Source organism: Erythrobacter sp. NE805, from assembly GCF_046452355.1.
Lineage (GTDB): Bacteria > Pseudomonadota > Alphaproteobacteria > Sphingomonadales > Sphingomonadaceae > Erythrobacter.
The window spans coordinates 30,674-54,908 of the sequence record NZ_JBKFDI010000001.1 but is presented as its reverse complement, the minus strand read 5'-3'; the positions used below and the strand labels follow the sequence as shown (position 1 = coordinate 54,908).

Here is a 24,235-nt window from a genome sequence, read left to right as displayed (position 1 = left end):
GTGCAGCGCGAGCTCGCGGTCGAAAGCCTGCCCGAGAGCGCGCTCTACGCGGCGGCCGCCTTCATGGCCCTCCACCTCGAAGGCGCCCGCGCGTTGCTGGCCGAGGCGGATACCACCGCGCTCGCCATTCTCCTGCCGCCCGCCGCGCACGACCACCGCGACTGGCGCCGCGCGCTCGCCCGCGACCTCGCCCGCGAGGTGGCGCCGAAGCGCGTCAACCTCGTCGCCGGCTCTCCCGGAGAGGCGCGCGATGCGACCTTGCGATTTTTGGGAGATGCGCCCGGGGTGACAGGGCAGTATCTGGTGTGTCATGTATGACCCCGTGTCGCCCCTCCCGAGCCCCCGCAAGCCCGACCTCATCCTGCTGAAGGACCCGGCCGAGGCGCGTCCGCTGGTCGATGCCTTCATGCGCCGCATCACCTATCTGCGCCTCTCGGTCACCGACCGCTGCGACCTGAGGTGCTCCTACTGCATGCCCGAGCGCATGACCTTCCTCCCCAAGAAGGAGGTCCTGAGCCTCGAGGAGCTCTACGACCTCGCCACCGGCTTCATCGCGCGCGGCGTCACCAAGATCCGCATCACTGGCGGGGAGCCGCTGGTGCGGCGCGACATCGTCGACCTGTTCAGCGCGCTCGGCCGCCGTCTCGGGCACGATCTTCAGGAGCTCACGCTCACCACCAACGGCACCCAGCTTGCCACCCATGCCGAGGCGCTGGCCAAGGCGGGGGTGCGGCGGGTCAATGTCTCGCTCGACACGCTCGACCGCGCAAAGTTCGCCGCGCTGACCCGGCGCGACAGCCTGCCGCAGGTGCTCGACGGGATAGCGGCAGCCAAGGCGGCGGGGCTCAGGGTCAAATTGAACGCCGTGGCGCTGAAGGGCGTCAACGAGGAGGAGCTCCCCGAGCTCATCGCCTGGGGGCACGCGCAGGGCCACGACGTGACCCTGATCGAGGTCATGCCGCTCGGCGATGTCGAGGAGGAGCGGCTCGACCAGTATCTCCCGCTCGACAGGGTCCGCGCCCGGCTCGCGGCGCGCTGGACGCTGACCGAGAGCCATTACCGCACCGGCGGTCCCTCGACCTATGTCGACATCGCCGAGACCGGCGGGCGGCTCGGCTTCATCACGCCGCACACCGGCAATTTCTGCTCGGGGTGCAACCGGCTGCGGGTGACCGCGACCGGCCAGCTCTACCCCTGCCTCGGCGGCGGCGAGCGCGTCGACCTGCGCGCGGCGCTGCGCTCGCAGGACCCCGAGACGGCGCTCGCCGCCGCGCTCGACGAGGCGCTCAGGATCAAGCCCGAGAAGCACCACTTCCGCATGGACCAGCGCGGCGCCGCCCCGGCGCTCGCGCGGCACATGTCGATGACGGGGGGCTAGAGCAATGCTTCGTCATTGCGAGCGCAGCGAAGCAATCCATGGACCGGGCCGCTCGTCCTGGCGCGCCGACAGTCCATGGATTGCCGGGTGGCGCTCCGCGCCGTCTTCGACTCCGCCTGCGGCTCCTCGCAATGACGAGAAAGGGAGAGGATGATCACCGTCGTCCCCCTCGGCAAGCTCGCCGACCTCGCGGGCGCGCCCTCGCTTGAGGTGGCGGGCCCGCTCGACTGGGCAGGACTCAAGGCGGCGCTCCCGGAGGCGCTCGCGGCGGTGCTCGACGATCCGAGGAACCGCGTGGCGGTGAACGGCGCGCTGATCGCCGACAAGGCGGCGCTCCGGGCGGGCGGGGGCGACGAAATCGCGCTGCTCCCGCCCGTGTCGGGTGGCTAGTCATATGACAAGCCGCACGCCGATGCGCGACATCCGCCTGCTCGACCAGCCCTTCCTGCCGGGCATGCTGATCGGGCCCTTCACCAATGCCAACCCCGGCCTCGGAGGCGTCTGCACCTTCGTCGGCGAGGTGCGGCCCGACGGCGGCGTCGAGGCGCTCGAGCTTACCCATTACGAGCCGCTGACCCTGCCCGGAATGCACGAACTCGCCGACCGGGCCTTCGCGCGCTTCGAGCTGATGGGCCTCCTGATGGTCCACCGCGTCGGGCTGATGCGCCCGGGCGAGCCGATCGTCTGCGTCTCGGCCGCCGCGCTCCACCGCCGCGACGCGATCGATGCGGTCGACTTCTGCATGGACCACCTCAAGAGCGCCGCATGGTTCTGGAAGCGCCAGAAAGAGGGCGGCCAATGGCGCTGGATCGAGCCGCGCGAGCAGGACCACACCGATCTTGCCCGCTGGCAGGGCTGATTTGATTCCCGTCAAAGCCGGTAGGAACTGCCCCGGCTAATCCTCCTTCCGACATCAAGGAGGACACCCATGAGCCACATCGTCCACGACCGCATCGCCGCCGGCGGCGCGCGGATCGTCGCGCAGCCCGCAGCCGCAGCGCCCGTCCGCCACCAGGTCGAGAGCGACCGCAATTTCGGCCTGCCCAAGGCGCTCTACGGGGCGACCGTTGCCTGCTACCTCGGCTTCCTGGCGGTGGTCGGCACCGCCTTCGCCAGCCCGACGCTGGCGATCCCGATGGCGATCTTCGTGTTCTTCATCGTCGCCGGTTTCGGCGTGCCGGCGATCTGGACGCGCCTCGCCGGCAACACCAGCGAGCCCGCGACTCTCGGCGAGTTCGGGCTCAAGGGCATCATGACCGCCACCGGCCGCCTCACCGCGCGCGACGCGACGATCCAGATGCTGATCCTGCCGGTGCTGCTGGTGGGTTGGGGGCTCACGGTCGCGGTGATCGCCGCGGTGGTCCGCTGAGACGTTCTCCCCTCGGGGCGGCGGCCCTCTCCCCTGCCGCCGCCCCGAAACCCCCTGCTTTGGGCTTCGCTGAAGCGAAGCACAGACCTCCTGCTCCGCCTCCCCACCCGGCCACCAAGTGTACCATGAGGGTATGGTGTCCGGGTGGGGAGTCGGAGCGGGAGGTCTGTTCAACTGAGAACAAAGTCCGTTCGCCCTGAGCTTGTCGAAGGGCCGTCCTTCTTCTCATCCTCGGTCGAAGAGAAGGACGGTGCTTCGACAAGCTCGGCACGAGCGGAACTGGTTTCGTTAGCGCCCCGAGATCTCGTGCAGCAGTTCGGGACTGCGCAGCGCGATGCCGCGCTTTCCCTCGCGCTTGATCGCGCCCATGTCCTCGAGCTCGCCGAGTTTGCGGCTGACGGTCTCGATGGTGAGGCCGAGCATGTTGGCGATCTCGCCGCGGGTCAGGGGCAGCTCGAAGAAGCGCGCGACGTGGCACGAGCTCTCGCTCGCGGCGGCCGCGAAGTCGTGGAGCAGCGCGGCGAGCCGCGCCTCGGCGCTGGCGTGGCCGGTCAGCTCGAGCAGGTTGCGCGTCGCGAGCAGGTCCGCCTGGCTGCGGCGCAGCAGCGCGCGGGCGAGGGCGGGGTAGTCCTCGATCGCCCGCTCGATGTCGGCGCGCGCGAAGGTGCACAGCCGCGAATCCGTCAGCGCGACCACGTCGTGATGCGCAAAAGGCGCGAACAGCTCGCCGATGAAGCCCGCCGGGTGGACGAGGGCGAGGATCTGCTCGTTGCCGTCGACATCGATCGCCGAGACCTTGAGCGCGCCGGTCAGCAGCGTCGCGCAGGCCGCCTCCTCGTCGCCCGCGGCGAACAGCATTTCGCCGCGCCTCAAGGTGCGGGTGCGGCCCGCGGCGGCCATCGCGTCGCGCTCCTCGGGGGTGAGCACGGCGCAGGCGGCGTTGTCCTTCACCGGGCAGGTGCTGCACGCAAGGTTCATGTCCCCATCACCTCCCAGAGCCGCGCGATCGCCGCATCCTGCCGGGCGAGCTGCGCCGCGAGGTCGCGCTGCGCGTCCTCGACCCCCGGATCGGGGCTGAGCGCCGTCGCGGCCTCGGCGGCAAGGCGGTCGAGCGCGGCGAGTGCGCTCGCGGTCGCGGCGCGCCGCGAATCGAGGTCGGCGATCGCCACCAGCGCCGCGGCGCGGGCCTCGCTCTCGAAGGGCTGGCCGGCGGCGGCCCGGGCGAGGCGCGCGGCCTCGTCCTCGCGCGCGGCGAAAGCCCGGGCGGCGGTGGCGCCCTGCTGGCGCAGCGCGGCGATGCGCCCCGGTGCAGTCGGGCTCCGAGTCGGCGCGGTGGGCGCGGGGGTGGCGGCGGGCACCGGTCCCCCCGTCTCGAAGGGCCGCAGCGCGAGCGAGGGATAGCTGTGCTCCCCTGAGGCGCACGCCGACAGCGCTGCCGGTAGCAGCGCCGCGAAAGCCAGTCCTCGTGTCCCGTTCCGTCGCATAAAGATCCCAAGTCCGCTTACCATGACACCCGGGAATGGCAAAGCATCGTGACACATCGGCGCGTCCGACTTTTTGCCAAGGGCGCACCCTGCGGGGCGTTGACTTGGCGGCGCCTTTCCCCTATCGGCCACCATCTTCCCGGGGCCTCGCACCTTCGCGGGCCTCGCATTGCCGTTCGGTTGGCGTGGCGTGATTGCCTCCTTGGCCGGACCAGCCAGAGTTGAGAGTAGAGAGCCATGTTCGCTGTAGTGCGCACGGGCGGCAAGCAATATCGGGTTGCCGCCGGAGACAAGATTGCCGTTGAAAAGCTCGCGGGCGAAGCCGGCGACACGATCACGCTGGGCGATGTCCTGCTGGCCGGTGAAGGCGACACCCTCGCCGATGCCGCTGCGGTGACCGTCTCGGCCGAGATCATCGCCCAGGCGAAGAGCGAGAAGGTGATCGTCTTCAAGAAGCGCCGCCGGCACAACTACCGCCGCAAGAACGGCCACCGCCAGCAGATGACCCTGCTGCGCATCACCGCCGTCGGCGCCGCCGAGGCCGCGAAGCCGGCCAAGAAGGCCGCCGCCAAGAAGACCAAGACCGAAGCCCCGGCTGAAGAAGCCGCCGCCTCGGCCGAATAAGGAGCACCCGGACCATGGCACACAAGAAAGCAGGCGGTTCGTCGCGCAACGGTCGTGATTCGGCCGGTCGTCGTCTCGGCGTGAAGAAGTTCGGCGGTCAGGAAGTGATCGGCGGCAACATCATCATCCGCCAGCGCGGGACCCGCGTCTATCCGGGCGTCAACGTGGGCATGGGCAAGGACCACACCCTCTATGCGCTCGAGGCAGGCGTGGTGCGCTTCCACGCGGGCAAGCTCGGCCGCAAATACGTCTCCGTAGACGCCATGGCCGAAGCCGCAGAGTAAGCGGACGATTCGATAAAGGGATCGTCCGGACAGGACGGTCCCGGCAGGTGCAAGACCTGCCATGCGAGGGAGACAGGACCGTCCTCAGCCGAGGGGGTCCGTCTCCCTTTTCGCATTCTCCCTCGAAAAAGCTGCGGAATCATAATGTTTCGCGGCCGCCAAACTGTCATGCGTCGATCCTAGAGGCGGCGCGGGGCGAGGAAGGGAGAAGGCACGTGTTCCATCGCAGTCAAAGATTGCTGCTGCGGCCGATCTGGCCCGAGGACTGGCAGGACCTCCTCGCCGGCATCGCCGACGAGGGCGTGGTCCGCAACCTCGCCACCGCCCCCTGGCCCTACCGCGAGGCCGACGCGCGCGCATTCGCCGCGCGTCCCGCCGATCCGCTGCACCCGCGCTTCCTCATCACCCGCGCCGCCGATGCGGCGGTGGTCGGCTGCATCGGCTTCGGGCCGATCAGCGATGCCGCCAACGATCCTGGCGCGCCGGAGCTCGGCTACTGGATCGCGCGCGATCACTGGGGGCAGGGCTATGCCACCGAGGCGGGCGCGGCGGTGCTGGCAATCGCCGCGATCCTCGGCCACCGCGAGCTCTCGGCGTCGCACTTCCTCGACAACCCGGCCTCGGGCAAGGTGCTGAGGAAGCTCGGCTTTGAGCCCACCGGGCTGGTGCAGGAGCGCTGGTCGTGCGGGCGCGGCGGCCATGCGCCGACCGCCCTCTACCGCAAGGTGCTCGCGGGGGCCGAGGGCGACCGGCAACGCGCGGCGTAAGGCGCGCGCGGCGGCTTGTTCGCGCCTGCGAAAGGGTTTAGGCGCTCGCCCATGGCCAGTCGCAAGAGGTTGACCCCGGAGGAATCGCGCGCCTCGGCGCTCGAGGCCGCGCGCGCGCTGCTGATCGAGGCCGGGCCGCAATCGGTGACGCTGAAGGCGGTCTCGGCGCGGATCGGGCGCACCCACGCCAACCTCCTGCACCACTTCGGCTCGGCCTCGGGCCTGCAGAAGGCGCTCGCCGAGCACCTCGCGCGCACCGTGTGCGAGACGATCATCGAGGCGGTCCACGCCAGCCGCGCCGGGCTCGGTAGCCCACGCGAGGTGGTCGACCTCGCCTTCGACGCCTTCGACCGCGAGGGCGCGGGCGCGCTCACCAGCTGGATGCTGCTGACCGGGAACGAGGACGCGCTCGACCCGATCATCGCGACGATCCACGACTTGATCGACGAGCTCGCCCCCACCGAGCCCCCCGCGCACGTCGCCGAGCGGCGGCTGCACCGCGAGACGCTGAGCCTCGTGCTGCTCGCGCTCGGGGACGCGCTGATCGGCGCGGCGCTGGCGAAGTCGCTCGGGCTGCCGCGCGATGCGGCGCGCGAGCGGGCGGCGGCGATGCTCGAGGCGAGCTTCGCCGAGCACCAGGAGGTCTAGCTCTCGTTCGCGAGCACCCCGGCGCGCTGCCAGGGGGGGAGGGTTGCGGGATCGAGGTTTTCGACCCGCAGGTGATCGACCGCGAGGCCGAGCGCGGGATATTCCGCCACCCGCCGCGCTTCGTCCGAGGCGGCGAGCGGCACCACCACCAGCCGGCGGTTGACCTTCTGCCGCCAGTTCATCCGCGCGGTGTTCTCCTGCCCGACATAGCAGCCCTTGGTGAAGCTCACGCCGTTCAGTTCGACGGCGTTGGTCTCGAGCCACAGGATGTCCCCCATCTCCGCGCGCCCCTCGGGCACGCCGAGCGACAGGCGGTGGGCGAGCCACGCGGCGTCGGCAGGTTCGCCCCCGGGCGCGGCGAGCCAGCGGTGGCCGAGTTCGGGGAGGCGGGGATCATGGGCGAGGCCCTCGTGGGGCAGGGGGCTCCAGTGGACGGCGAGGCTCTCGTCGCGGGTGATCGCGATTTGGCGGCGCAGGCGATACATCGAGAGGCGCTTCGCCAGCTCGTCGGCATGGGCGGCCTCGCAATCGAGCAGCAGGTCGGCTCCGTCGCCCCACACGAGGAAATCGAACATATGCTTGCCCTGCGCGGAGAGCAGCGCGGCGTAGCAGGGGAGCGGGCCGGTCACGTCATTGGTGACGAGGCCTTGCAGGAAGTCAGCGACATTCTCGCTCTCGTCCAGCGGGGAGAGGCGCACCACGGCGCGGGTGGTCAGCAGGGTTGCAGTCATGGGTGACAGATAGGCACGGGCACAGCTAAGGGGAAGCCATGAGCGACCGCATCACCATCCGCCGCCCCGACGACTGGCACCTTCACTTCCGCGATGGCGCGGTGATGCGGGAGGTGGTGCCTTACACCGCGCGCCAGTTCGCGCGGGCGATCGTGATGCCGAACCTCACCCCGCCGGTGACCACCACGCAGCTCGCGGCGGCCTATCGCGACCGCATCCGTGCGGCGGTGCCCGAGGGGGTGCGGTTCGAGCCGCTGATGACCTGCTACCTCACCGACACGACCGACCCCGACGACCTCGCCCGCGGCGCCACCGAGGGCGTGTTCACCGCGGCCAAGATGTATCCGGCCAACGCCACCACCAACTCGGCGGCGGGGGTGACCGATGTCGAGCGGATCTACCCGGTGCTTGCGCGGATGGAGGCCGAGGACATCGTGCTGTGCATCCACGGCGAGGTGACCGACCACTCGGTCGACGTCTTCGACCGCGAGAAAGAGTTCATCGACAGGCACTTGCGCGGGATTGTTGCCGCCTTCCCGAAGCTGCGCGTGGTGTTCGAGCACATTACCACCTCGGACGCGGTCGACTTCGTGCTGGAGGCGGGGCCGAATGTGGCCGCGACCATCACCCCGCAGCACCTCCACATCAACCGCAACGCGATGCTGGTCGGCGGCATCCAGCCGCACAATTACTGCCTCCCCGTCGCCAAGCGCGAGACGCACCGGCTGGCGCTCCGCCGCGCGGCGACGAGCGGCTCGCCGAAGTTCTTCCTCGGCACGGACTCGGCGCCGCACCTCAGGAGCGCCAAGGAGACCGCCTGCGGCTGCGCGGGCATCTTCGGCGCACCCTATGCGCTCGAGAGCTATGTCACGGTGTTCGACGAGGAGGGGGCGCTGGACAGGTTCGAGGGCTTCGCCTCGCTCCACGGGCCCGCCTTCTACAGGCTGCCGGTCAACGAGGAGACGGTGACGCTCGAACGCGCCGAGGTGGCGGTGCCGCCATATCTCCACGTCACCGGCGAGGAGATCGTGCCGTGGCACGGCGGACAGGTGCTGGGGTGGAAGTTCATCGGGTAACTGCCCGCTGCCCTTTCGCCTCGAGCGTCGTCGAGAGGCTTGGGTAAGGTGTCTCGACTTCGCTCGACACGAACGGGGTCGGGATCAGGCCGAAATCCCCCGCCGCTTCGCCCACAGGTCCCAGACGAACACCCCGACCGCCACCCAGATCAGCACGAAGCTCGCGAGCTTGGCGGGGGCGAGGGGCTGGTGGAAGACGAACAGGCCGAGGAAGAACACGATCGTCGGCGAGAGATACTGGATGAAGCCGAGGGTCGAGTAATCCATCCGCCGCGCGGCGAGCGCGAACATCAGCAGCGGCACGGCGGTGACCACGCCCGAGAAGATAATGAGCCCGCTCATCCACCAGTCCTGCCCGAAGGAGGAGCCCTGGGGGCTCGCCGCATACCACCAGGCGATGCTCCCTGCGACCGGCAGGAGGATCGCGCTCTCGATCGTCAGGCCCGGGAGCGAGCCGACCGCAACCTGTTTGCGGACAAGGCCATAGAGCGCGAAGCTGAAACCCAGTGAGAGGCTGATCCACAGGCTCGTCATCGTCTCGGCGCCGGTCGCCAGCAGCGCCACCGCGAGGGCGGCGATCGCGACCGCGAGCCATTGGCGCCGCGACAGCCGCTCGCCGAGCACCAGCGTGCCGAGCAGCACGTTGACCAGCGGGTTGAGGTAATAGCCGATCGAGGTCGCATAGACCTCGCCCGCCATGATCGCCCAGATGTAGACGAACCAGTTGATGCCGATCAGGACGCTGCTCGCGAGCAGCGCGAGCAGGCTGCGCGGCGACTTCAAGGCGGCGAGGAGCTCGGGGAACTGGCGGCGCGCCGCGACGATCAGCAGGCACAGCGGCAGGGTCCAGATGATCCGCCAGCCGACGAACTCGAAGGCGGGGACGCTCTTCACCAGCATCAGGTAGAGCGGGAGGAAACCCCAGATCAGGTAGGCGCCGAGCGCGGGTGCGAGCCCGGAGGCGAACAGGCCGTGAGGCGCAGGCGAGGGGGCGGGGCTCTTCATGTCGCGGGCGGGGTTAGGAGCGCGCGGGCCGGCGCGCAAGGGCGCGCCCGTCGCTGAACGACGGCTGTCGGTTGCGATGCCCGCCTGTTCAGATTCCAAGGTCTATAAATGAACAACATTCGAAAGCCCGCGAGTCGCACGAAGGCGCGATCCGCACGGCTTTCATCAACTTGCGGTCATGTCCCACCACATGGCCGCGGGCGCGGGGGCAATATGCCGCCGTGGGAAGCGCCTCCGGGGTCGGGCGACACCGGGGGCGCTTCCAAGCCGCGTGAGGCGGGTCTTAACCATCTTCGGGCATAGCGGCAGGGTGACCCGTCTCGCCGTCCTCCTCCTGTGCCTCGGCGCCGCCGCCTGCGGGCGGGGCGAGGGCGTGACGCCGGCCGACGACCCGGCGATCGCAGAGGACCCGGTGATCGCCCGCGCGCTCCACGATCCGCTGATGAGCGACCCCGATCTCGCCAGCCGCAACGAGGCCAATGCCGCGGTCGGCTTTCCCGACAGCCACGCCCTGCCGGTGCTGCGCGGCTCCTCGGAAGCCGCGCAGGCGGCGCGCGAGGCGCTGCGGCTCGAGCTTCTCGCGGGCGGGCCGATCCCCGAACTCCCCGATCCGCGCGAGGGCGAGGGTGGCCCGGCGCTGGGACCGATGGCGGGGCCGGCGACGCTGCTCGCCGCGGCCGGCGCGCCCGAGGCTTGCGCGGGGGCGCTGAAGGAAGATTTCGCGCTCGCCGCCAGCCTGCCGGGGCCCGCCGCGATCCCGCCGGGGGCGATGGTGCTCCAGGCGGGCGGCAGCGAGGCGCGGGGGTGCCGTGTCCGCATCATCCGCTACCGCAGCCCGGCGCCGGTCGAGGACCTGCTGCAATACCACCTCACCCGGGCCAGCCGGGCGGGGCTGGCGGCGAGGCGCTTCGCTGCGCCGGAGGACATCGTTCTCGCCAGAAGCAAGGCGGGCGAGGCGCTGGCGGTCCATGTGCGACCCGCGCCGCACGGGCTCAGCGGGGTCACCCTCGTCTACCGCGCGCCCTAGGGCCTGAGGCCCACATTGATGCTCGCGCGCGGCTGGTCCATCTCGGTGCTGGCGACCGGGTAAGCGCAGTAATCGGCGGCGTAATAGGCCGCCGGGCGGTGGTTGCCCGAGAGGCCCACCCCGCCGAAGGGCGCCTTCGAGGAGGCCCCGTTGGTCGGCCCGTTCCAGTTGATGATCCCCGCGCGCACATTCGCCCAGAACCGCCCGTAATCGTCGGGCGAGCCGCCGATCAGCGAGGCCGAGAGGCCGAAGCGGGTGTTGTTCGCCTCGGCGATGGCGCTGTCGAGATCGGGCACGCGGATCACCTGGAGCACCGGGCCGAACAGCTCCATGTCGGGCCGCTCGGGGATGTCGGTGACGTCGATGATCCCGGGGCTGAGGAAGGGCAGGTCGGGCACGGTGCGGCGCATGTGGAGCAGCGGGCGGCCGCCTGCGGTGATGAGCGCGAGGAAGCTCTCGGTGAGGCCGTCGGCGGTGTCGTTGTCGATCACCGGGCCCATGAAGGGCTGCGGCTCGCCGAGCGGGTCGCCGACGATCAGCTTGCGCGCCAGCGGCACGAGCTCGGCGAGCAGCGGCTCGGCGATGCTCTCGACCACGATCAGCCGCCGCGCCGCGGTGCAGCGCTGTCCGGCGGTGGCGAAGGCGCTCTGCACGATCAGCGCCGCGGCGTCGGCGAGCCTCGGGGTGTCGGTGACGACGATCGGGTTGTTGCCGCCCATCTCGAGCGCGACGATCTTGCCCGGGTTGGCGGCGAGCTTGCGGTTGATCGCAATGCCGACCTGCGCCGAGCCGGTGAACAGCACCCCGTCGACGCCGGGGTGGGCGACCAGCGCCTTGCCCTCCTCGGGTCCGCCGACGAGCAGCTGAACGACGCCCTCGGGAACGCCCGCGCGGTGGAGCGCCGCGACCAGCGCCTCGCCCACGGCGGGGGTCTTCTCGGAGGGCTTGAAGATCACCGCGTTGCCCGCGATCAGCGCAGGGACGATGTGGCCGTTGGGCAAGTGCGCGGGGAAGCTGTAGGGGCCGAGCACCGCCATCACCCCATGCGGCTTGTGGCGCAGCGCGGCGCTCGAGCCGACGCCCGCGTCGAGCTTCTTCTTGCCGGTGCGTTCGGCATAGGCCTGGACCGCGATGTCGACCTTGCCGACCACCGCGTCGACTTCGCTGCGCGCTTCCCACAGGGGCTTGCCCGCCTCGCGCGCGATCAGCTCGGCGAGCGCCTCCCCCTCGCGCCGCACGGCGTTGGCGAAGGCGCGCATGATCTCGATCCGCTCGGTGAGCGCCCGCGCCGCCCAGGGCGCCCAGGCGCGCCGCGCGCGGCTGACCGCCGCCTCGACATCGCCGTGCGGCCCGCGCCACAATTCCGCGCCCGTCGCGGGCTCGTGGGAGATCAGGATCTGGTCGGTTGCGTCACCGCTCATCGGTCCATTGCCGTTCGCTCTGCCCCGTTCCTTCGCGCCCGGCCCTAATCCCGATCGGGCTGAAAAGATAGGGGGATGGGCCTAGGTGTGACCCGCAGGCGCCGGGGCGGGGCCGTGCGCCTCTCCCATGCGGCGGAGCGCGGCGACCTTGGCGTGGAGCGGGGCCCAGTCGTCATCCGCGGCGATGGCGCTCCAGATCGCCTCGACCTCCTCGATCAGCATCGACTGCGGCGCGGCGTCGGACCAGTAGGGGTGATCGGAGGGGAACGCATCGTAGCGGGCGAGCGCCTCGCCGAGCGCGCCCGTCGCCCCGCCGCGCCCGCCCCGGTGGGCGAAGAAGAAGGCGTCGGGCTGGAGCTGGCCCTCACGCATCACCTTCTCGCAGGCAGCAACGAGCTGCGTGTCGGCTTCGACGCCTTGCGACACGACCCCCAGCCGCCAGCACCAGCGGCGCGCGACCGCCGCCATGTAGAGCGGCCCGAAGCGCTCGAGTGCGGCGACCAGCGGCGCGGTCTCGGCATGGAGCCTGAGGGCGACCGCGAGCTGCCCGCAGTTCCAGTGGAGCGCCTCGGGCTGGCGGCCGAAGGCGTAGAGCCCGGCGTGGTCGAAATAGGCGGCGGTGAAGCCCGGTTCCCACGCGGGCAGCCAGCGCCACGGACCGTAGTCGAAGCTCTCGCCGGTGACGTTCATGTTGTCGGTGTTGAGCACCCCGTGGACGAAGCCCGCCACCATGTAGCTCGCGGCGAGATCGGCCATGCGCTCGGTGACGAGGTGCATGAGGCGGATCGCGGGCTCCTCGCGCCCCGGCGCGTCCTCGGGCGGGGGCGGGCCGGGGAAGTGCACGAGGCAGTAGTCGATAAGCTCGGCCATCGCCTCCGCGTCCTCGATCGCGAGCAGCCGCTGGAAGGTGCCGATGCGGATGTGCGAGTGGCTGAGGCGCACCAGCACCGCCGAGCGCGTCGGCGAGGGCTCGTCGCCGCGCCACAGCGCCTCGCCGGTCTCGATCACGCTGAAGGTCTTCGAGGTGTTGACCCCGAGGGCCTCGAGCATCTCGGTGGCGAGGATCTCCCGCACCGCGCCCTTGAGCGTCAGCCGCCCGTCGCCCGCGCGGCTCCATGGCGTCTGGCCCGACCCCTTGGTGCCGAGGTCCATCAGCCGCCCCGCGCCGTCGCGCAGCTGCGCGAACAGGAACCCCCGCCCGTCGCCGATCTCGGGGTTGTAGACCCGGAACTGGTGCCCGTGATAGCGCAGCGCGAGCGGCTGGGGGAGGTTGCCCGCGAGCGGCTGGAACCGCCCGAAATGCGCCGTCCATCGCTCGTCCGAGAGCCACGCCAGCCCCACCGTCTCAGCCGCGCGGTCGTTGCGCCAGCGCAGCACCGTCTCGGGGAAGTCCGCCGCCGCGACCGGATCGCCGAGCCATCCGGCCAGCGGGAGGATCGCGGGATCGGGGCGATAGTGCGCGGACGCATCGGAGAGTTGCACAGGCTCGCTCATCCCGCGATAGTGGGCGGAAGGCTCCGGGCGCGCAAGTCGCCGAGGAGGGCAACACAGGGGAATATCGCCGCCGATGGCCGCATCGTACGAAGACCGCTTCTGGACCAGCAGCGACGGATTGAACCTCCATTACCGCAACTACGCGGGGCCCGAGGGCGGCACCAGGCTCCCGGTGCTGTGCCTCCACGGCCTCACCCGCAACGCCCGCGACTTCGGCCCCCTCGCCGAGGCGCTCGCCGCCACGCGCCGGGTGATCGTCCCCTCGATGCGCGGGCGCGGGCAGAGCGACTATGCGAAGGATTCGGACACCTATTCGCCTGTCACCTATGTCGCCGACGTCGAGAAGCTGCTCGCCGAGCAGGGGATCGAGCGCTGGGTCGCGATCGGCACCTCGATGGGCGGGCTGATGACCATGCTGATGGCGGCGATGAAGCCCGGGCGCCTCGCCGCGGTGGTGATGAACGACATCGGCCCCGAGGTCGATCCTTCGGGCGTCGCGCGCATCTCGGGCTATGTCGGGCAGGGGCGCAGCTACCCCACCTGGGTCCACGCCGCGCGCGGGCTCGCCGAGGCGCACGCGGCGGCCTTCCCCGACTACGACCTCGACCAGTGGCTTGACCTTGCCAAGCGCACGATGGTGGTGAGCCAGAACGGACGGATCGTGTTCGACTACGACATGGCGATCGCCGAACCCTTCGCCAAACCCGGCAACGCCGCGCCGCCGAACCTATGGCTCGCCTACGAGGCGCTGCGCGGCGTGCCGATGCTGCTGGTGCGCGGCGAGCTTTCGGACCTCCTCGGCCCGGACACGGTCAAGCAGATGAAGGCGCGGAACCCGGCGATGACCACCGTCACCGTCCCGCGCGTCGGCCATGCCCCGACCCTCGACGAGCCCGAGGTGCGCGCGGCGATCCTCGCGCTGCTGGACGGCGCGGAGTGAGCGACGCGCCGGCACCGGGCGTGCCGCGCATATTGCCCCGCATCCTCCATTGCCATTCGACCTTCTCGGCCGGGGGCAAGGAGGTGCGCGCGGTGCGGATGATGAACGCCTGGGGGCCGCGCGCCGAACACGGCATCGTCTCGGCCGAGCCCCAGGCCTTCGGCGCCGCCGCGCTGATCGACCGCGCGGTGACGACCCGCTTCCTCTCGACCTTCCCCGCGCTGAAGGGCAGCCCCACCCCCGGACGGCTGGCGAGCATCGCGCGGGCGATGCAGCCCTTCGACCTGGTGCTCACCTACAATTGGGGCGCGATGGACGCGGTGATGGCGCACCGGGTATTCGCGCGGCTCTACCGGCTCCCGCCGCTGATCCACCACGAGGACGGCTTCAACGAGGACGAGGCCGCCGGGCTCGACCCTAGGCGCAACCTCTACCGCCGCGCCGCGCTCGGCACGGCGGCGCGGGTGATCGTCCCCTCGACCCTGCTCGAGGAGGTCGCCCGCGAGGCCTGGCGCCAGCCGGACGAGCGGCTCCTGCGCATCCCCAACGGCATCGACACCGCCGCCTTCGCTGGCCCCCCGGACCCGTCCGCGCTGCCCTTCCGCAAGGCGCCGGGCGAATTCTGGGTCGGCACGCTCGCGGGGCTGCGCCCGGTCAAGCAGCTCCCCGGCCTCGTCGCGGCCTTCGCGCAGCTCCCGCCCGAATGGCGGCTCGTGATCTGCGGCGAGGGGCCGGAATATGCCGCGATCCTCGCCGCCGCCGCCGCGCACGGGGTGAGCGAACGCGTCCACCTCCCCGGCGCGGTCGATCCGGCGCGGGTGGTCGGCCTGTTCGACATCTTCGCGCTGTCCTCGGCCTCCGAGCAGTTCCCGCTCTCGGTGGTCGAGGCGATGGCGGCGGGCCTCCCGGTGGCCGCGCCCGCGGTGGGCGACATCGCCGCGATCCTCGCCGAGGACAACCGCGCGCTGGTCACCCCGCCGAGTGACATGGCGGCGCTCGGCGCGGCGCTCCGGGCCCTCGCCGCCGACCCCGCGCTGCGCGCCCGGCTCGGCGAAGCCAACGCCGCACGCGCGCGCGCCTCCTTCGACTTCGCCACGATGCTCGCCGCCTACGAGAGCGCCTATGGCGCGGCGCTCGGCCGGCCCTTCTGAGCCGGCCCGCGCTTCATCCCCCGTTCAATTCGCGCGCCCCATGCCCCGCCGAAACCGGACCTGCCATTGCGCGCGGGGCCGCACCTGCCTAAAGAGCGCGGCACAGGCCCCGGCCCGCCCGGGGCGCGACAGGACGACGACGAGGATCACTGGCCCATCATGGCGCGCACTCCCACCAACACTCCCGCGATTCCCGACCCCTCCGCCGAGGACCAGGTCCTGATCCGCGAGATCGACGAGGCGGTGCGCGAGGACGCGCTGTTCCAGTTCATGCGCGACCACGGCTTGAAGGTGCTGGGCGTCGTCACCCTCGGCGTCGCGGCGCTGGGCGGCTACCTCCTGTGGGACCACTTCGCCGAACAGAAGCTCGAACAGCAGTCCGAGACGCTGGTCTCGGCGCTCGACATGGCGAGCGCGCGCGACGTCAAGGGCGCCGCCGACAAGGTCGCCCCGCTGCTCGCCGAGGGCGGCTCAGACGGCGCCCGGGCCGCGGCGCGCTTCATCCAGGCCGCCGCGGCGCTCGAGGCGGGCGACACTGCGAAGGCGACCGGGCTCTACCGCGAGATCGCGGGCGACGCCGAGGCGCCCGCGGCGCTGCGCGACCTCGCGAAGATCCGCGACGTCACGCTCAACTACGACCGGATGAAGCCCGCCGACGTGATCGCGCAGCTCTCCCCGCTCGCCCAGCCGGGCAATGCCTGGTTCGGCAGTGCCGGCGAGCTCGTCGCGATGGCGCAGGCCGAGGCCGGCAATCGCGCCGCGGCGGGCAAGCTGTTCGCCGCGATCGCCAAGGACGAGAGCCAGCCCGAGACCCTGCGCAGCCGCGCGCGGCAGATGGCCGGACTGATGGGCGTCGACGCGGTGGTCGACGTGAAGAAACTTCTGAAGGACCAGGGGGTCACGTCCGAGGGGGACGCGGGGGCCACGCCAGCGGCGGCACCGGGCGAATAGGACGAGGGATGGGAAGCGAGAGAATGACCAAGACGAAACTGCTGCGCGCCGCGCTCATGGCGGGCGTGCTCGCGGCCGGGCTGACCGGCTGCAAGGGCGGCCTGTTCGGCGGCGGCAAGGACAAGACCACGCCCACCATCGGCAACCGCATGCCGATCCTCAGCCGCATCGAGAGCGGGGCCGAGGTCGATCCCGCGCTCGCCGGCGTGTCGGTGGTGCTGCCCCCGGCGCGCACCAATGCCGAGTGGGCGCAGCCCGGCGGTTCGGCCAGCAAGTCCTATGGGCACCTGTCCCTCGCCGAGACGCCCACGCGCGTGTGGACCGCGCAGATCGCAGGCTCGACCAATCGCCAGCGGCTCGCCGCTGCGCCCGTGATCGGCGGGGGCAAGGTGTTCGTCGAGGGCACCGACGGCGTGATCGTCGCCTTCGACAAGAACACCGGCGCGCGCCTGTGGGAGCGCGGCGATGGCGACATGACCAAGGACATGCGCCCCTCGGCCTTCGGCGGCGGGGTGAGCTTCGACGACGGCAAGCTCTACGCCACCAACGGCGTGGGCGAGGTCAAGGCGATGAATGCCGACACCGGCGAGGTGCTGTGGAAGGTCAAGCCCGCAGGCCCCCTGCGCGGCTCGCCGACCATCGCCTTCGGCCAGCTGTTCGTGATGACGCAGGACAATCAGCTCATCTCGCTGAACATCACCGACGGCTCGCTGGTTTGGGACGAGAGCGGCTCGAACACCCAGTCGGGCGTGTTCGGCGTCGCCGCGCCGGCCGCCGGGCAGGGCTCGATCGTCGCGGGCTATTCCTCCGGCGAGCTCTCCGCCTACCGCTACGAGAACGGCCGCACCCTGTGGTCGGACGCGCTCGCGCGCACCAACATCTCGACCACGGTCGGCACGATCACCGACATCGACGCCGATCCGATCATCGATTCGGGCCGCGTCTACGCGCTCGGGCAGGGCGGGCGCATGGCCGCCTACGAACTCGTCACCGGCCAGCGCATCTGGGAGTTGAACCTCGCCGGCATCTCGACCCCGGCGATCGCGGGCGAGTGGATCTTCACCCTCACCGACGACGCGCGCCTGCTCGCCATCGCCCGGTCCTCGGGCCGGGTGCGCTGGATCACCCAGCTCCAGCGCTACCGCGACGAGGAGGACAAGCAGGGCCCGATCTTCTGGACCGGCCCGGTGCTTGCCGGCGGCCAGCTGTGGGTCGCCAGCTCGCGCGGCGAGCTGTGGCGGGTGAGCGCGGGCGAGGGCTCGGCGGCGCTGTTCGCCGACATCGGCCAGCCGGTCAGCCTCGCGCCGGTGGTCGCCGACAGCATGCTCTACGTGTTGGACGACAGCGGCACGATCACCGCCTATAAGTGAGGTCCAACGGGGGTTTGGCGGCTGAGGCGCGCTTGCCCCCTCCGGACCCCCGCCAGACCCCCTCCAGACCCCCGCTTGCGCGCCTTGGACCCGCTCTTGCCGAGCTGTTAACCCTTGTCCTGTAGGGGTGGGGGCCATGTCCGCGCCCCTCTCGCCCGCTCCAACTCCGCGCCCTGCGCCCCCGGCGAGCGACGTCTCGACCGGGGTCGGGATTGCCGGGGTGGCGGGCCTGCTGGTGTGGATCGCCTTCTGCCGATCCTACCCGACGATCGCCGGAGCGCTCGGCCTCGGCGGGGCGTTGTCCGGAGAAAGGGGCGTCCTGTCAGGCCCTTACGCGGCACTCGCGGGGATCGTCTTCATCGCCGTCCCGATGGCCTTGTGGTCGGTGCTGTTGGACAAGGTGCACCTCAGGCCCTCGACCGGCATCGACTGGAGCCTCCGGCGACCGCTGCCCGAGGTGCTTCCGGTGTCGGTCGTCAAGCTCGTCGGCTTGTGGGCGACCTGGGCTCTGCTCGCCGCCTTCTACGCGCTCGCCCGCTGGTACTGGTCGGGCCCCTACCTGTTCGCGATGGAGGTGCTGAGCGGCGCCATCCTGCCGCTGGTAATGCTCTCAGTTCCTTACGTAATCTGGCTCGACCGCTTCCTCGTCGAACCGCGCGACGGGGCCTTCCACTTCGGCGCCTTCGTGGTCGGGGGCGGGGTATTCGGCCGCGAGCAATGGGAGGCCTCCGCGATCGCGAAGCACTGGCGCGCCTGGGCGATCAAGGGCTTCTTCGGGGCCTTCATGATCTCGATCCTGCCCCCGGGCTTCGCGCAGGTGGTGACGGCCGACCCGGTGCAACTCATTGACCGGCCTGTCGATTTCGTCATGCTGCTGGTGACGCTGCTGTTCCTCGTCGACGTGCAGATCGGCACCGTGGGCTACCTCGTCACCTTCCGCCCGCTCGATTCGCACATCCGATCGGGCAATCCCTTCCTCGCCGGGTGGCTCGCCGCGCTGCTGTGCTACCCGCCCTTCGTGTGGGGGATCATCGGCCCGGACAACCAGATCCTGAGCTACGAATACGCCGCCCCCGGCTGGGCGCACTGGCTCGCCGGGAACGACGCGCTGCTGTGGGCGTGGGGCGGGATTCTCGTCGTGCTGACAGGGATTTACGCCTGGGCGACGGTCGCCTTCGGGATCCGCTTTTCGAACCTCACCTACCGCGGCGTGCTCACCCACGGGCCCTATCGCCTCACCCGCCACCCCGCCTACCTGTCGAAAAACCTGTTCTGGTGGGCCTCGGTCATGCCCTTCATGCTGACCAGCGGCACCTGGCTCGAGGGGGTGCGGAATTGCGTTTTCCTACTGATCGTCAACGGCATATACTATTGGCGAGCGCGCACCGAGGAGGCGCACCTCTTGGCCGAAGACCCGAAATACCGCGAATATCACGCCTGGATGGAGCAGCACGGCGTCATCACCGCGCCGCTCGCGGGGCTGGCTCGGCGGCTCGGCGGGGGCAGGGCAGGCGGCGCCGAAGCCGCGCAGGGTGTCCCGGCGGAATAGGCCCGCCGAGTAGGATTACATCACCGGTGATCCTTCATCGGTGGGGAACTTGAGCGCCTCCACCACCTTGAAGTCGAGCCCCGCGATCGCTGCCCCGAAGGCCGCCATGTGGGGCGTCGCGAAGTGCGCCGCGAGCGCCGCCTCGTCCCGCCACTTCTCGACGATGTGCAGGGTGCCCGGCTCGAGCACGTCCTGCGTGAAGGCATAGGCGATGCAGCCTTCCTCGGCATTGGAGGCCGCCACCATCTCGGCAATCGCCGCCTTGGCGGCCTCGAGCGAGCCTTCGCCCACCTGCGCTTTCGCGAGCACGATCAGCATGTTGATTTCCCCTCCTCAGAAATGTTGTTCGTAGACGCGGGTGATATCCCCGTTCCATTCGCCGTGATAGAGGTCGAGCAGCCGCTGGGCGGGCACCTTGCCGCTGGCGACGATCTCGTCGAGCGTGTCGAGATAGCCGGTCTCGTTGTCCCCCGCCGCATTGAGCCGCCCGCGCGCGGCGAGGCCGCCGTGGGCGATCTTCAGGGCCTCGCGCCCGATGTCGCGCAGGGTGCCCCGGCCCGGCACCGGCGCGTCGAGCGCGAGCTTCGGCGCGGCGGAGCGCAGCGCCTCGCGCTCCTCCATCGTCCAGCCTTTCACCAGGTCCCAGGCGGCATCGAGCGCGGTCTGGTCATAGAGGAGCCCCACCCAGAAGGCGGGCAGCGCGCAGATCCGGCTCCAGGGGCCGCCGTCCGCCCCGCGCATCTCGAGGAAGGACTTGAGGCGCACCTCGGGGAAGGCGGTCGAGAGGTGGTCCCACCAGTCGCTCATCCTTGGGAGCTCGCCGGGGAGGACCGACAGCTTGCCCGCCAGGAAATCGCGGAACGAAAGCCCCGCCGCGTCGATGTACTTCCCGTCACGGAAGACGAAATACATCGGCACATCAAGCATGTAGTCGGCCCAGCGCTGATAGCCGAAACCCTCCTCGAAGACGAAGGGGAGCATCCCGGTGCGCAGCCGATCGGTGTCCGACCAGATGTGCGAGCGGTAGGAGAGAAAGCCGTTGGGCTTGCCTTCGGTGAAGGGCGAATTGGCGAAAAGCGCGGTCGCGAGCGGTTGCAGCGCGAGGCCGACGCGGAACTTCTTCACCATATCGGCTTCGGACTGGTAGTCGAGGTTAACCTGAATGGTACAGGTCCGCAGCATCATGTCGAGGCCCATTGAGCCTACCCGCGGCATGTGCCGCAGCATGATCGCGTAGCGGCCCTTGGGCATGATCGGCAGCGCGGCGCGGGTCTTGTCGGGCCACATCCCGAGGCCGAGATAGCCGACCCCGAAGCGCTCGCCGATCTCCTTGACCTGCGCGAGGTGGCGCCCGGTCTCGGCACAGGTCTGGTGGAGGTTCTCGAGCGGCGCGCCCGAAAGCTCGAGCTGGCCGGCGGGCTCGAGGCTCACCGCCCCGTCGGCGCCCTTGAGCGCGATGACGTTGCCGCCTTCCTCGACCGGGCTCCAGCCGAATTTCTCCATGCCTTTCAGAAGGTCGCGGATGCCGCCGGGCTCGTCATAGGAGGGCGCGCGGTGGTCCGCGGTGCGGAACACGAGCTTCTCGTGCTCGGTGCCGATCCGCCACCGCTCGGGCGGCTTCTCGCCGCCGATCATCGGCAGGACCAGCTGGTCGAGGCTTTCGATCACCGGATCGTCGGCGCTGGATGCTTCGCGTGTGCTCATTGCCCGTCAGGCCCCTCTCTGGCCGGTTGCCTTAGAAAACCGATTGTGCGGTGGGAAGGCAAATCTGTGTTTGGAAGGCCCAAGCCGAATTGTCTTGCCGCTTCGTGACGCGGGGCGCGCGGCGCTCACCAGTCCCCGGCGGCGGCCATCCACACGGCGAGCGCGGCGAGGGCGGCGGTCTCGCCCCTGAGGATGCGCGGGCCAAGGCCGATCGGGCGCGCGGCGGAGTTCGCGCGGATGCGGGCGCGCTCGGCCTCGTCGAAGCCGCCCTCGGGCCCGGTGAGGATCGCGGCAGGACCGGAATGCGCGGCGAAAGCGGCGGCGGCGGGCTCGCCCCCCTGCTCGTCGGCGAAGAACAGCGCGCGGTCCTCGGGCCAGCCTGCCAGCAGCGCGTCGAGTGACACCGGTGCGGCGAGTTCGGGGAGCGCGGTGCGCGCGCATTGCTCGGCCGCCTCGACCGTGATCGCCCGCGCGCGCTCGAGGTTGAGCTTGTCGGCGACGCAGCGCCGGGTGACGAGCGGCTGGATCCGCGCGGTGCCCAGTTCGGTCGCCTTCTCGAGCACGAGGTCGAAGCGGTCCTTCTTGAGGAGGGCAGGCACCAGCCACAGGTCGGGCACCGCCTCGCGAGGGCGCAGCCGCTCGGCGACCTCGAGCACCACGTCGCGCTTGCCGACCTCGGCGACGCGCGCGGCCCACTCGCCGGTGGCGTCGTCGCACAGGATCACCACGTCGCCCGCCTGCGCCCGCATCACGCGGGCGAGGTAGTGCGCCGCATTGCCCTCGATCCGCACGCGCGCGCCCGCCGCGAGCGGGGGCGGGACGAACAGGCGCGGGGCGCTCCTCGGGGGCCAGGCGGGGGTTGCGGGCATGACTTTGCACTAGGCGCCGAGGCGGCTAGGGAGCAAGCCATGACCGCGCGCCGCATCCCCTCCGGGGCACAATTGCTGATCGCCGCCGTGTTCCTGCTGCTCGGCGGCTGGGCGCTGCTCGCGCCGGGGCACGTCATCGCGCTGACGATCACCGAGGCCTATCGCGACGACGGCTTCTTCGCACGTTTCGCGGTCGCCTGCTTCGGCGCGCAGGCGGTGCTGTTCGGGCTGATGGCGCTGGCGGTGCGCTGGAGCGCGCGCGGGTTCCTCGTCTTCGCGGTGCTGCTGCTGCCCTTCTTCGTCTTCAACTACTGGTTTCATTACGAGGTGCGGGTGCTGACCAGCATCGGGATGCTCGACTTCGCGGGCAACGTCACGATGCTCGTGCTGGCGCTGGTCGGCTGGCGCGCGGCGGCGCGGGCGGAGGCGCGGGGGTGAGCGAGGGAATCGTTCCCGACACCGAGCACCGCGGGCTGGTGGCCCGCTTGCCCCAGCTTCCGCGCGACCTTGCGCTGCTCGCGCGGTTCGACCGGCCGATCGGCTGGTGGCTGCTGTTCTGGCCCTGCGTCTTCGCCGTCTGGCTCGCGGGAGCCGGCCCGCAATGGGCGCTGCTCGGCTGGCTGCTCCTCGGCAGCATCGCGATGCGCGGGGCGGGGTGCGTCTACAACGACATCGTCGATGCCGATCTCGACCGGCAGGTCGCGCGCACCGCGCTGCGCCCGGTCGCGAGCGGGCGGGTGTCGAAGCGCGTCGCGTGGAGCTGGCTCGTCGCGCTGTGCATGGTCGGCCTCGTCGTGCTGCTGCAACTGCGGCTGGAGGCGCAGCTCGTGGCGCTCGGCAGCCTCGCGCTCGTCGCCGCCTATCCCTTCATGAAGCGCATCACCTGGTGGCCGCAGGCGTGGCTCGGGATGGTGTTCAACTGGGGCTTGCTGGTCGGCTGGAGCGAGCTCCGGTGGGACAACTGGGACGCGCTCGCCTGCCTCTATGCCGGGTGCATCGCCTGGGTGATCGGCTACGACACGATCTACGCCCTTCAGGACCGCGAAGACGACGCGATGGTCGGCATCCGCTCCTCGGCGCTGGCGATGGGAACGCGGGTGCGGGCGGGGATCGGGGGCTTCTATGCGCTCGCGATCAAGCTCTGGGCGCTGGGCTTCTGGCTCTACCGCGCGGACTGGCTCGCGCTCCTCGCGCTGCTGCCGGTGGCGGGGCACCTCGCGTGGCAGGTCGCGACCCTCGACGCCGAGGACCCCGCGAACCCGCTCGCGCGCTTCCGCTCCAACCGCTGGGCGGGGGCGCTGATGGCGGCGGCGTGCTTCGTGGTCGGCAACGCCGGGGTCTAGGCCGCGATGTGCAACCTCTACCGCATGACGCAGAACGCGGCCGAGGTGGCGAAGTGGTTCGCGGCGGTCGATGCGGCGGCGGGGGCGAACTTCGGTGCGGAAGTCTATCCCGGCTATCCCGGGCTGGTGGTCGCCGGGGGCGAGGTGCGGGCGATGACCTGGGGCTTCCCGCTCGCCCTGACCGGGGCGAAGGGGCAGGCATTGAAGCCCCGGCCCGTCAACAACGCGCGCACCGACAAGCTCTCCGGCCCCTTCTGGCGCCATGCCTTCGAGACGCGCCGCTGCCTCATCCCGCTCGACGCCTGGGCCGAAGCCGAGGGGCCGAAGGGCCGGATGACCCGCACCTGGCTCTCGCTCCCGGGCGAGGACCTGTTCGCGGTCGCGGGCCTGTGGCGCCCCACGCCCGAGTGGGGCGCGGCCTATGCGATGGTGATGACCGACACCGCCGGCTGCGAGGCCGAGGCGGTGCACGACCGGATGCCGGTGGTGCTCGCGCCTGCGGACTACGGACGGTGGCTGGAGGGCTCGCCAGAGGAGGCTTTCGCGCTGTGCCGCACCTGGGACGGCCCCTTGGCGATCGACCGCACGCGCGAGCCCTGGGCCAAGGGTGCGGGTGTGCAGGCAAGCCTGTTCTAGGCGTAACTCACCACCTCGAACTCGATCCCGTCCCAGTCGAAGAAATAGAACCGCCGCCCGGGCTCGTAATCGGCGTGGTTGAAGGGGACGAGGCCCGCTTCCTTGACCACCGCCTCGGCGGCGTCGAGGTCGTCGACCTCGAGCCCGACATGGTTGAGCGGCTGGCCCTTGGCGAAGCGCGGCACGGGGCTCGAATGGGTGTAGACCGCGAGGTAATCGTGCTCCCCGCCGACGTGGATCGTCTCGCCGCCGAGCATCGAGGGCCCGCGCCAGCGGATGTGCCAGCCGCACAGCTTTTCCAGCAGGGCCGCGCTCCTCTCGATGTCGCTGACGGTGATGTTGACGTGTTCGAGGTGGCCTCGGGGCATGGGGCAGGTCCTTTCGCAAGTTGATGAAACACTCCCGAAGCCGGGT

At 70.8% G+C, this 24,235-nt stretch carries 29 protein-coding genes; 19 read left to right on the top strand and 10 right to left on the bottom strand.

What is annotated here, in order from left to right; genetic code table 11:
* The 5 genes from ACLBKU_RS00270 to ACLBKU_RS00250 all read left to right on the top strand — a co-directional run bounded on the left by ACLBKU_RS00270 (position 1) and on the right by ACLBKU_RS00250 (position 2,747).
* Positions 1-318, top strand: coding sequence for a Rossmann fold domain-containing protein (locus ACLBKU_RS00270; protein WP_410177525.1), 318 nt, complete (start codon positions 1-3; stop codon positions 316-318).
* Positions 311-1,378, top strand: a complete 1,068-nt coding sequence (gene moaA, locus ACLBKU_RS00265; protein ID WP_410177524.1) for a GTP 3',8-cyclase MoaA — start codon at positions 311-313, stop codon at positions 1,376-1,378. Before ACLBKU_RS00270 ends, moaA begins: the two co-directional genes overlap by 8 nt.
* A gap of 150 nt (positions 1,379-1,528) precedes the next feature.
* Positions 1,529-1,768 carry a MoaD/ThiS family protein gene (locus ACLBKU_RS00260; RefSeq protein ID WP_410177523.1) on the top strand — a complete coding sequence of 80 codons (240 nt, stop codon included), beginning with the start codon at positions 1,529-1,531 and terminating at the stop codon, positions 1,766-1,768.
* A gap of 22 nt (positions 1,769-1,790) precedes the next feature.
* Entirely contained in the window at positions 1,791-2,237 is a 447-nt protein-coding gene (locus tag ACLBKU_RS00255; protein WP_410178976.1) for a molybdenum cofactor biosynthesis protein MoaE, read from the top strand.
* Positions 2,238-2,306: 69 nt separating this feature from the next.
* Entirely contained in the window at positions 2,307-2,747 is a 441-nt protein-coding gene (locus tag ACLBKU_RS00250; RefSeq protein WP_410177522.1) for a hypothetical protein, read from the top strand.
* Between the two features lie 288 nt (positions 2,748-3,035).
* On the opposite strand, the gene ACLBKU_RS00245 is transcribed toward ACLBKU_RS00250, so the two are convergent.
* Together ACLBKU_RS00245 and ACLBKU_RS00240 are read right to left on the bottom strand one after the other, a co-directional pair.
* Positions 3,036-3,725, bottom strand: coding sequence for a Crp/Fnr family transcriptional regulator (locus tag ACLBKU_RS00245; protein ID WP_410177521.1), 690 nt, complete (start codon positions 3,723-3,725; stop codon positions 3,036-3,038).
* Positions 3,722-4,105 carry a hypothetical protein gene (locus ACLBKU_RS00240; RefSeq protein WP_410177520.1) on the bottom strand — a complete coding sequence of 128 codons (384 nt, stop codon included), beginning with the start codon at positions 4,103-4,105 and terminating at the stop codon, positions 3,722-3,724. The genes ACLBKU_RS00245 and ACLBKU_RS00240 overlap by 4 nt, the downstream gene beginning before the upstream one ends.
* 375 nt (positions 4,106-4,480) lie before the next feature.
* Between ACLBKU_RS00240 and rplU the strand changes: the two genes are divergently transcribed.
* The 4 genes from rplU to ACLBKU_RS00220 all read left to right on the top strand — a co-directional run bounded on the left by rplU (position 4,481) and on the right by ACLBKU_RS00220 (position 6,554).
* Positions 4,481-4,855, top strand: coding sequence for a 50S ribosomal protein L21 (gene rplU, locus ACLBKU_RS00235; protein ID WP_410177519.1), 375 nt, complete (start codon positions 4,481-4,483; stop codon positions 4,853-4,855).
* Positions 4,856-4,869: 14 nt separating this feature from the next.
* Positions 4,870-5,139, top strand: coding sequence for a 50S ribosomal protein L27 (gene rpmA, locus ACLBKU_RS00230; RefSeq protein WP_267621410.1), 270 nt, complete (start codon positions 4,870-4,872; stop codon positions 5,137-5,139).
* 215 nt (positions 5,140-5,354) lie between these two features.
* On the top strand, positions 5,355-5,906 hold the full coding sequence (locus ACLBKU_RS00225) for a GNAT family N-acetyltransferase (protein ID WP_410177518.1): 552 nt from the start codon (positions 5,355-5,357) through the stop codon (positions 5,904-5,906).
* Between the two features lie 51 nt (positions 5,907-5,957).
* Complete coding sequence (locus ACLBKU_RS00220; RefSeq protein WP_410177517.1) at positions 5,958-6,554, top strand: TetR/AcrR family transcriptional regulator; 597 nt, start codon at positions 5,958-5,960, stop codon at positions 6,552-6,554.
* Here the strand turns inward: ACLBKU_RS00220 and ACLBKU_RS00215 are convergent.
* Positions 6,551-7,285: a YgfZ/GcvT domain-containing protein gene (locus ACLBKU_RS00215; protein WP_410177516.1), complete on the bottom strand. Its 735-nt coding sequence runs from the start codon at positions 7,283-7,285 to the stop codon at positions 6,551-6,553. The genes ACLBKU_RS00220 and ACLBKU_RS00215 overlap by 4 nt on opposite strands.
* Before the next feature lie 38 nt (positions 7,286-7,323).
* Here ACLBKU_RS00215 and pyrC point away from each other — a divergent pair, with 38 nt between their 5' ends.
* Positions 7,324-8,361 (top strand): dihydroorotase, encoded by a 1,038-nt coding sequence (gene pyrC / locus ACLBKU_RS00210; RefSeq protein WP_410177515.1) that lies wholly within the window; start codon positions 7,324-7,326, stop codon positions 8,359-8,361.
* 84 nt (positions 8,362-8,445) lie between these two features.
* Here the strand turns inward: pyrC and rarD are convergent, their stop codons facing one another.
* Entirely contained in the window at positions 8,446-9,366 is a 921-nt protein-coding gene (gene rarD / locus ACLBKU_RS00205) for an EamA family transporter RarD (protein WP_410177514.1), read from the bottom strand.
* Positions 9,367-9,676: 310 nt separating this feature from the next.
* On the opposite strand from rarD, the gene ACLBKU_RS00200 reads away from it, so the two are divergent.
* The gene (locus ACLBKU_RS00200; RefSeq protein ID WP_410177513.1) at positions 9,677-10,393 is read left to right on the top strand and encodes a hypothetical protein; all 717 of its coding nucleotides are present in this window, start codon (positions 9,677-9,679) and stop codon (positions 10,391-10,393) included.
* Here the strand turns inward: ACLBKU_RS00200 and astD are convergent.
* Positions 10,390-11,814 carry a succinylglutamate-semialdehyde dehydrogenase gene (astD, locus tag ACLBKU_RS00195; protein ID WP_410177512.1) on the bottom strand — a complete coding sequence of 475 codons (1,425 nt, stop codon included), beginning with the start codon at positions 11,812-11,814 and terminating at the stop codon, positions 10,390-10,392. The two genes, ACLBKU_RS00200 and astD, sit on opposite strands and share 4 nt — an antisense overlap.
* 81 nt (positions 11,815-11,895) lie before the next feature.
* A complete protein-coding gene (locus ACLBKU_RS00190; protein ID WP_410177511.1) occupies positions 11,896-13,308 on the bottom strand; it encodes a protein adenylyltransferase SelO family protein in 1,413 nt (470 codons plus the stop codon).
* Between the two features lie 73 nt (positions 13,309-13,381).
* On the opposite strand from ACLBKU_RS00190, the gene ACLBKU_RS00185 reads away from it, so the two are divergent.
* From ACLBKU_RS00185 to ACLBKU_RS00165, 5 genes are all read left to right on the top strand, one after another.
* Positions 13,382-14,248, top strand: coding sequence for an alpha/beta fold hydrolase (locus ACLBKU_RS00185; protein ID WP_410177510.1), 867 nt, complete (start codon positions 13,382-13,384; stop codon positions 14,246-14,248).
* A gap of 32 nt (positions 14,249-14,280) precedes the next feature.
* Positions 14,281-15,399 carry a glycosyltransferase gene (locus tag ACLBKU_RS00180; protein ID WP_410177509.1) on the top strand — a complete coding sequence of 373 codons (1,119 nt, stop codon included), beginning with the start codon at positions 14,281-14,283 and terminating at the stop codon, positions 15,397-15,399.
* A 159-nt stretch (positions 15,400-15,558) separates the two neighbouring features.
* Positions 15,559-16,350: a tetratricopeptide repeat protein gene (locus tag ACLBKU_RS00175; protein WP_410177508.1), complete on the top strand. Its 792-nt coding sequence runs from the start codon at positions 15,559-15,561 to the stop codon at positions 16,348-16,350.
* 23 nt (positions 16,351-16,373) lie between these two features.
* Positions 16,374-17,720 carry a PQQ-binding-like beta-propeller repeat protein gene (locus tag ACLBKU_RS00170; protein WP_410177507.1) on the top strand — a complete coding sequence of 449 codons (1,347 nt, stop codon included), beginning with the start codon at positions 16,374-16,376 and terminating at the stop codon, positions 17,718-17,720.
* Between the two features lie 136 nt (positions 17,721-17,856).
* On the top strand, positions 17,857-19,269 hold the full coding sequence (locus ACLBKU_RS00165) for a methyltransferase family protein (RefSeq protein WP_410177506.1): 1,413 nt from the start codon (positions 17,857-17,859) through the stop codon (positions 19,267-19,269).
* Between the two features lie 15 nt (positions 19,270-19,284).
* Here the strand turns inward: ACLBKU_RS00165 and ACLBKU_RS00160 are convergent, their stop codons facing one another.
* The 3 genes from ACLBKU_RS00160 to ACLBKU_RS00150 all read right to left on the bottom strand — a co-directional run bounded on the left by ACLBKU_RS00160 (position 19,285) and on the right by ACLBKU_RS00150 (position 21,842).
* Entirely contained in the window at positions 19,285-19,587 is a 303-nt protein-coding gene (locus ACLBKU_RS00160) for a putative quinol monooxygenase (RefSeq protein WP_410177505.1), read from the bottom strand.
* Positions 19,588-19,602: 15 nt separating this feature from the next.
* Positions 19,603-20,973, bottom strand: a complete 1,371-nt coding sequence (locus tag ACLBKU_RS00155; protein WP_410177504.1) for a glutamate--cysteine ligase — start codon at positions 20,971-20,973, stop codon at positions 19,603-19,605.
* A 125-nt stretch (positions 20,974-21,098) separates the two neighbouring features.
* On the bottom strand, positions 21,099-21,842 hold the full coding sequence (locus ACLBKU_RS00150) for a 16S rRNA (uracil(1498)-N(3))-methyltransferase (RefSeq protein ID WP_410177503.1): 744 nt from the start codon (positions 21,840-21,842) through the stop codon (positions 21,099-21,101).
* A 39-nt stretch (positions 21,843-21,881) separates the two neighbouring features.
* Here ACLBKU_RS00150 and ACLBKU_RS00145 point away from each other — a divergent pair, with 39 nt between their 5' ends.
* The 3 genes from ACLBKU_RS00145 to ACLBKU_RS00135 are packed head-to-tail and all read left to right on the top strand — an operon-like array spanning position 21,882 to position 23,821.
* Positions 21,882-22,280, top strand: a complete 399-nt coding sequence (locus ACLBKU_RS00145; RefSeq protein WP_410177502.1) for a hypothetical protein — start codon at positions 21,882-21,884, stop codon at positions 22,278-22,280.
* Positions 22,277-23,185 carry a 4-hydroxybenzoate octaprenyltransferase gene (gene ubiA / locus ACLBKU_RS00140; protein ID WP_410177501.1) on the top strand — a complete coding sequence of 303 codons (909 nt, stop codon included), beginning with the start codon at positions 22,277-22,279 and terminating at the stop codon, positions 23,183-23,185. The genes ACLBKU_RS00145 and ubiA overlap by 4 nt, the downstream gene beginning before the upstream one ends.
* A gap of 6 nt (positions 23,186-23,191) precedes the next feature.
* Positions 23,192-23,821 carry an SOS response-associated peptidase gene (locus ACLBKU_RS00135; RefSeq protein WP_410177500.1) on the top strand — a complete coding sequence of 210 codons (630 nt, stop codon included), beginning with the start codon at positions 23,192-23,194 and terminating at the stop codon, positions 23,819-23,821.
* On the opposite strand, the gene ACLBKU_RS00130 is transcribed toward ACLBKU_RS00135, so the two are convergent.
* Positions 23,818-24,189: a VOC family protein gene (locus tag ACLBKU_RS00130; RefSeq protein ID WP_410177499.1), complete on the bottom strand. Its 372-nt coding sequence runs from the start codon at positions 24,187-24,189 to the stop codon at positions 23,818-23,820. The genes ACLBKU_RS00135 and ACLBKU_RS00130 overlap by 4 nt on opposite strands.
* Between the last annotated feature and the right edge of the window lie 46 nt (positions 24,190-24,235).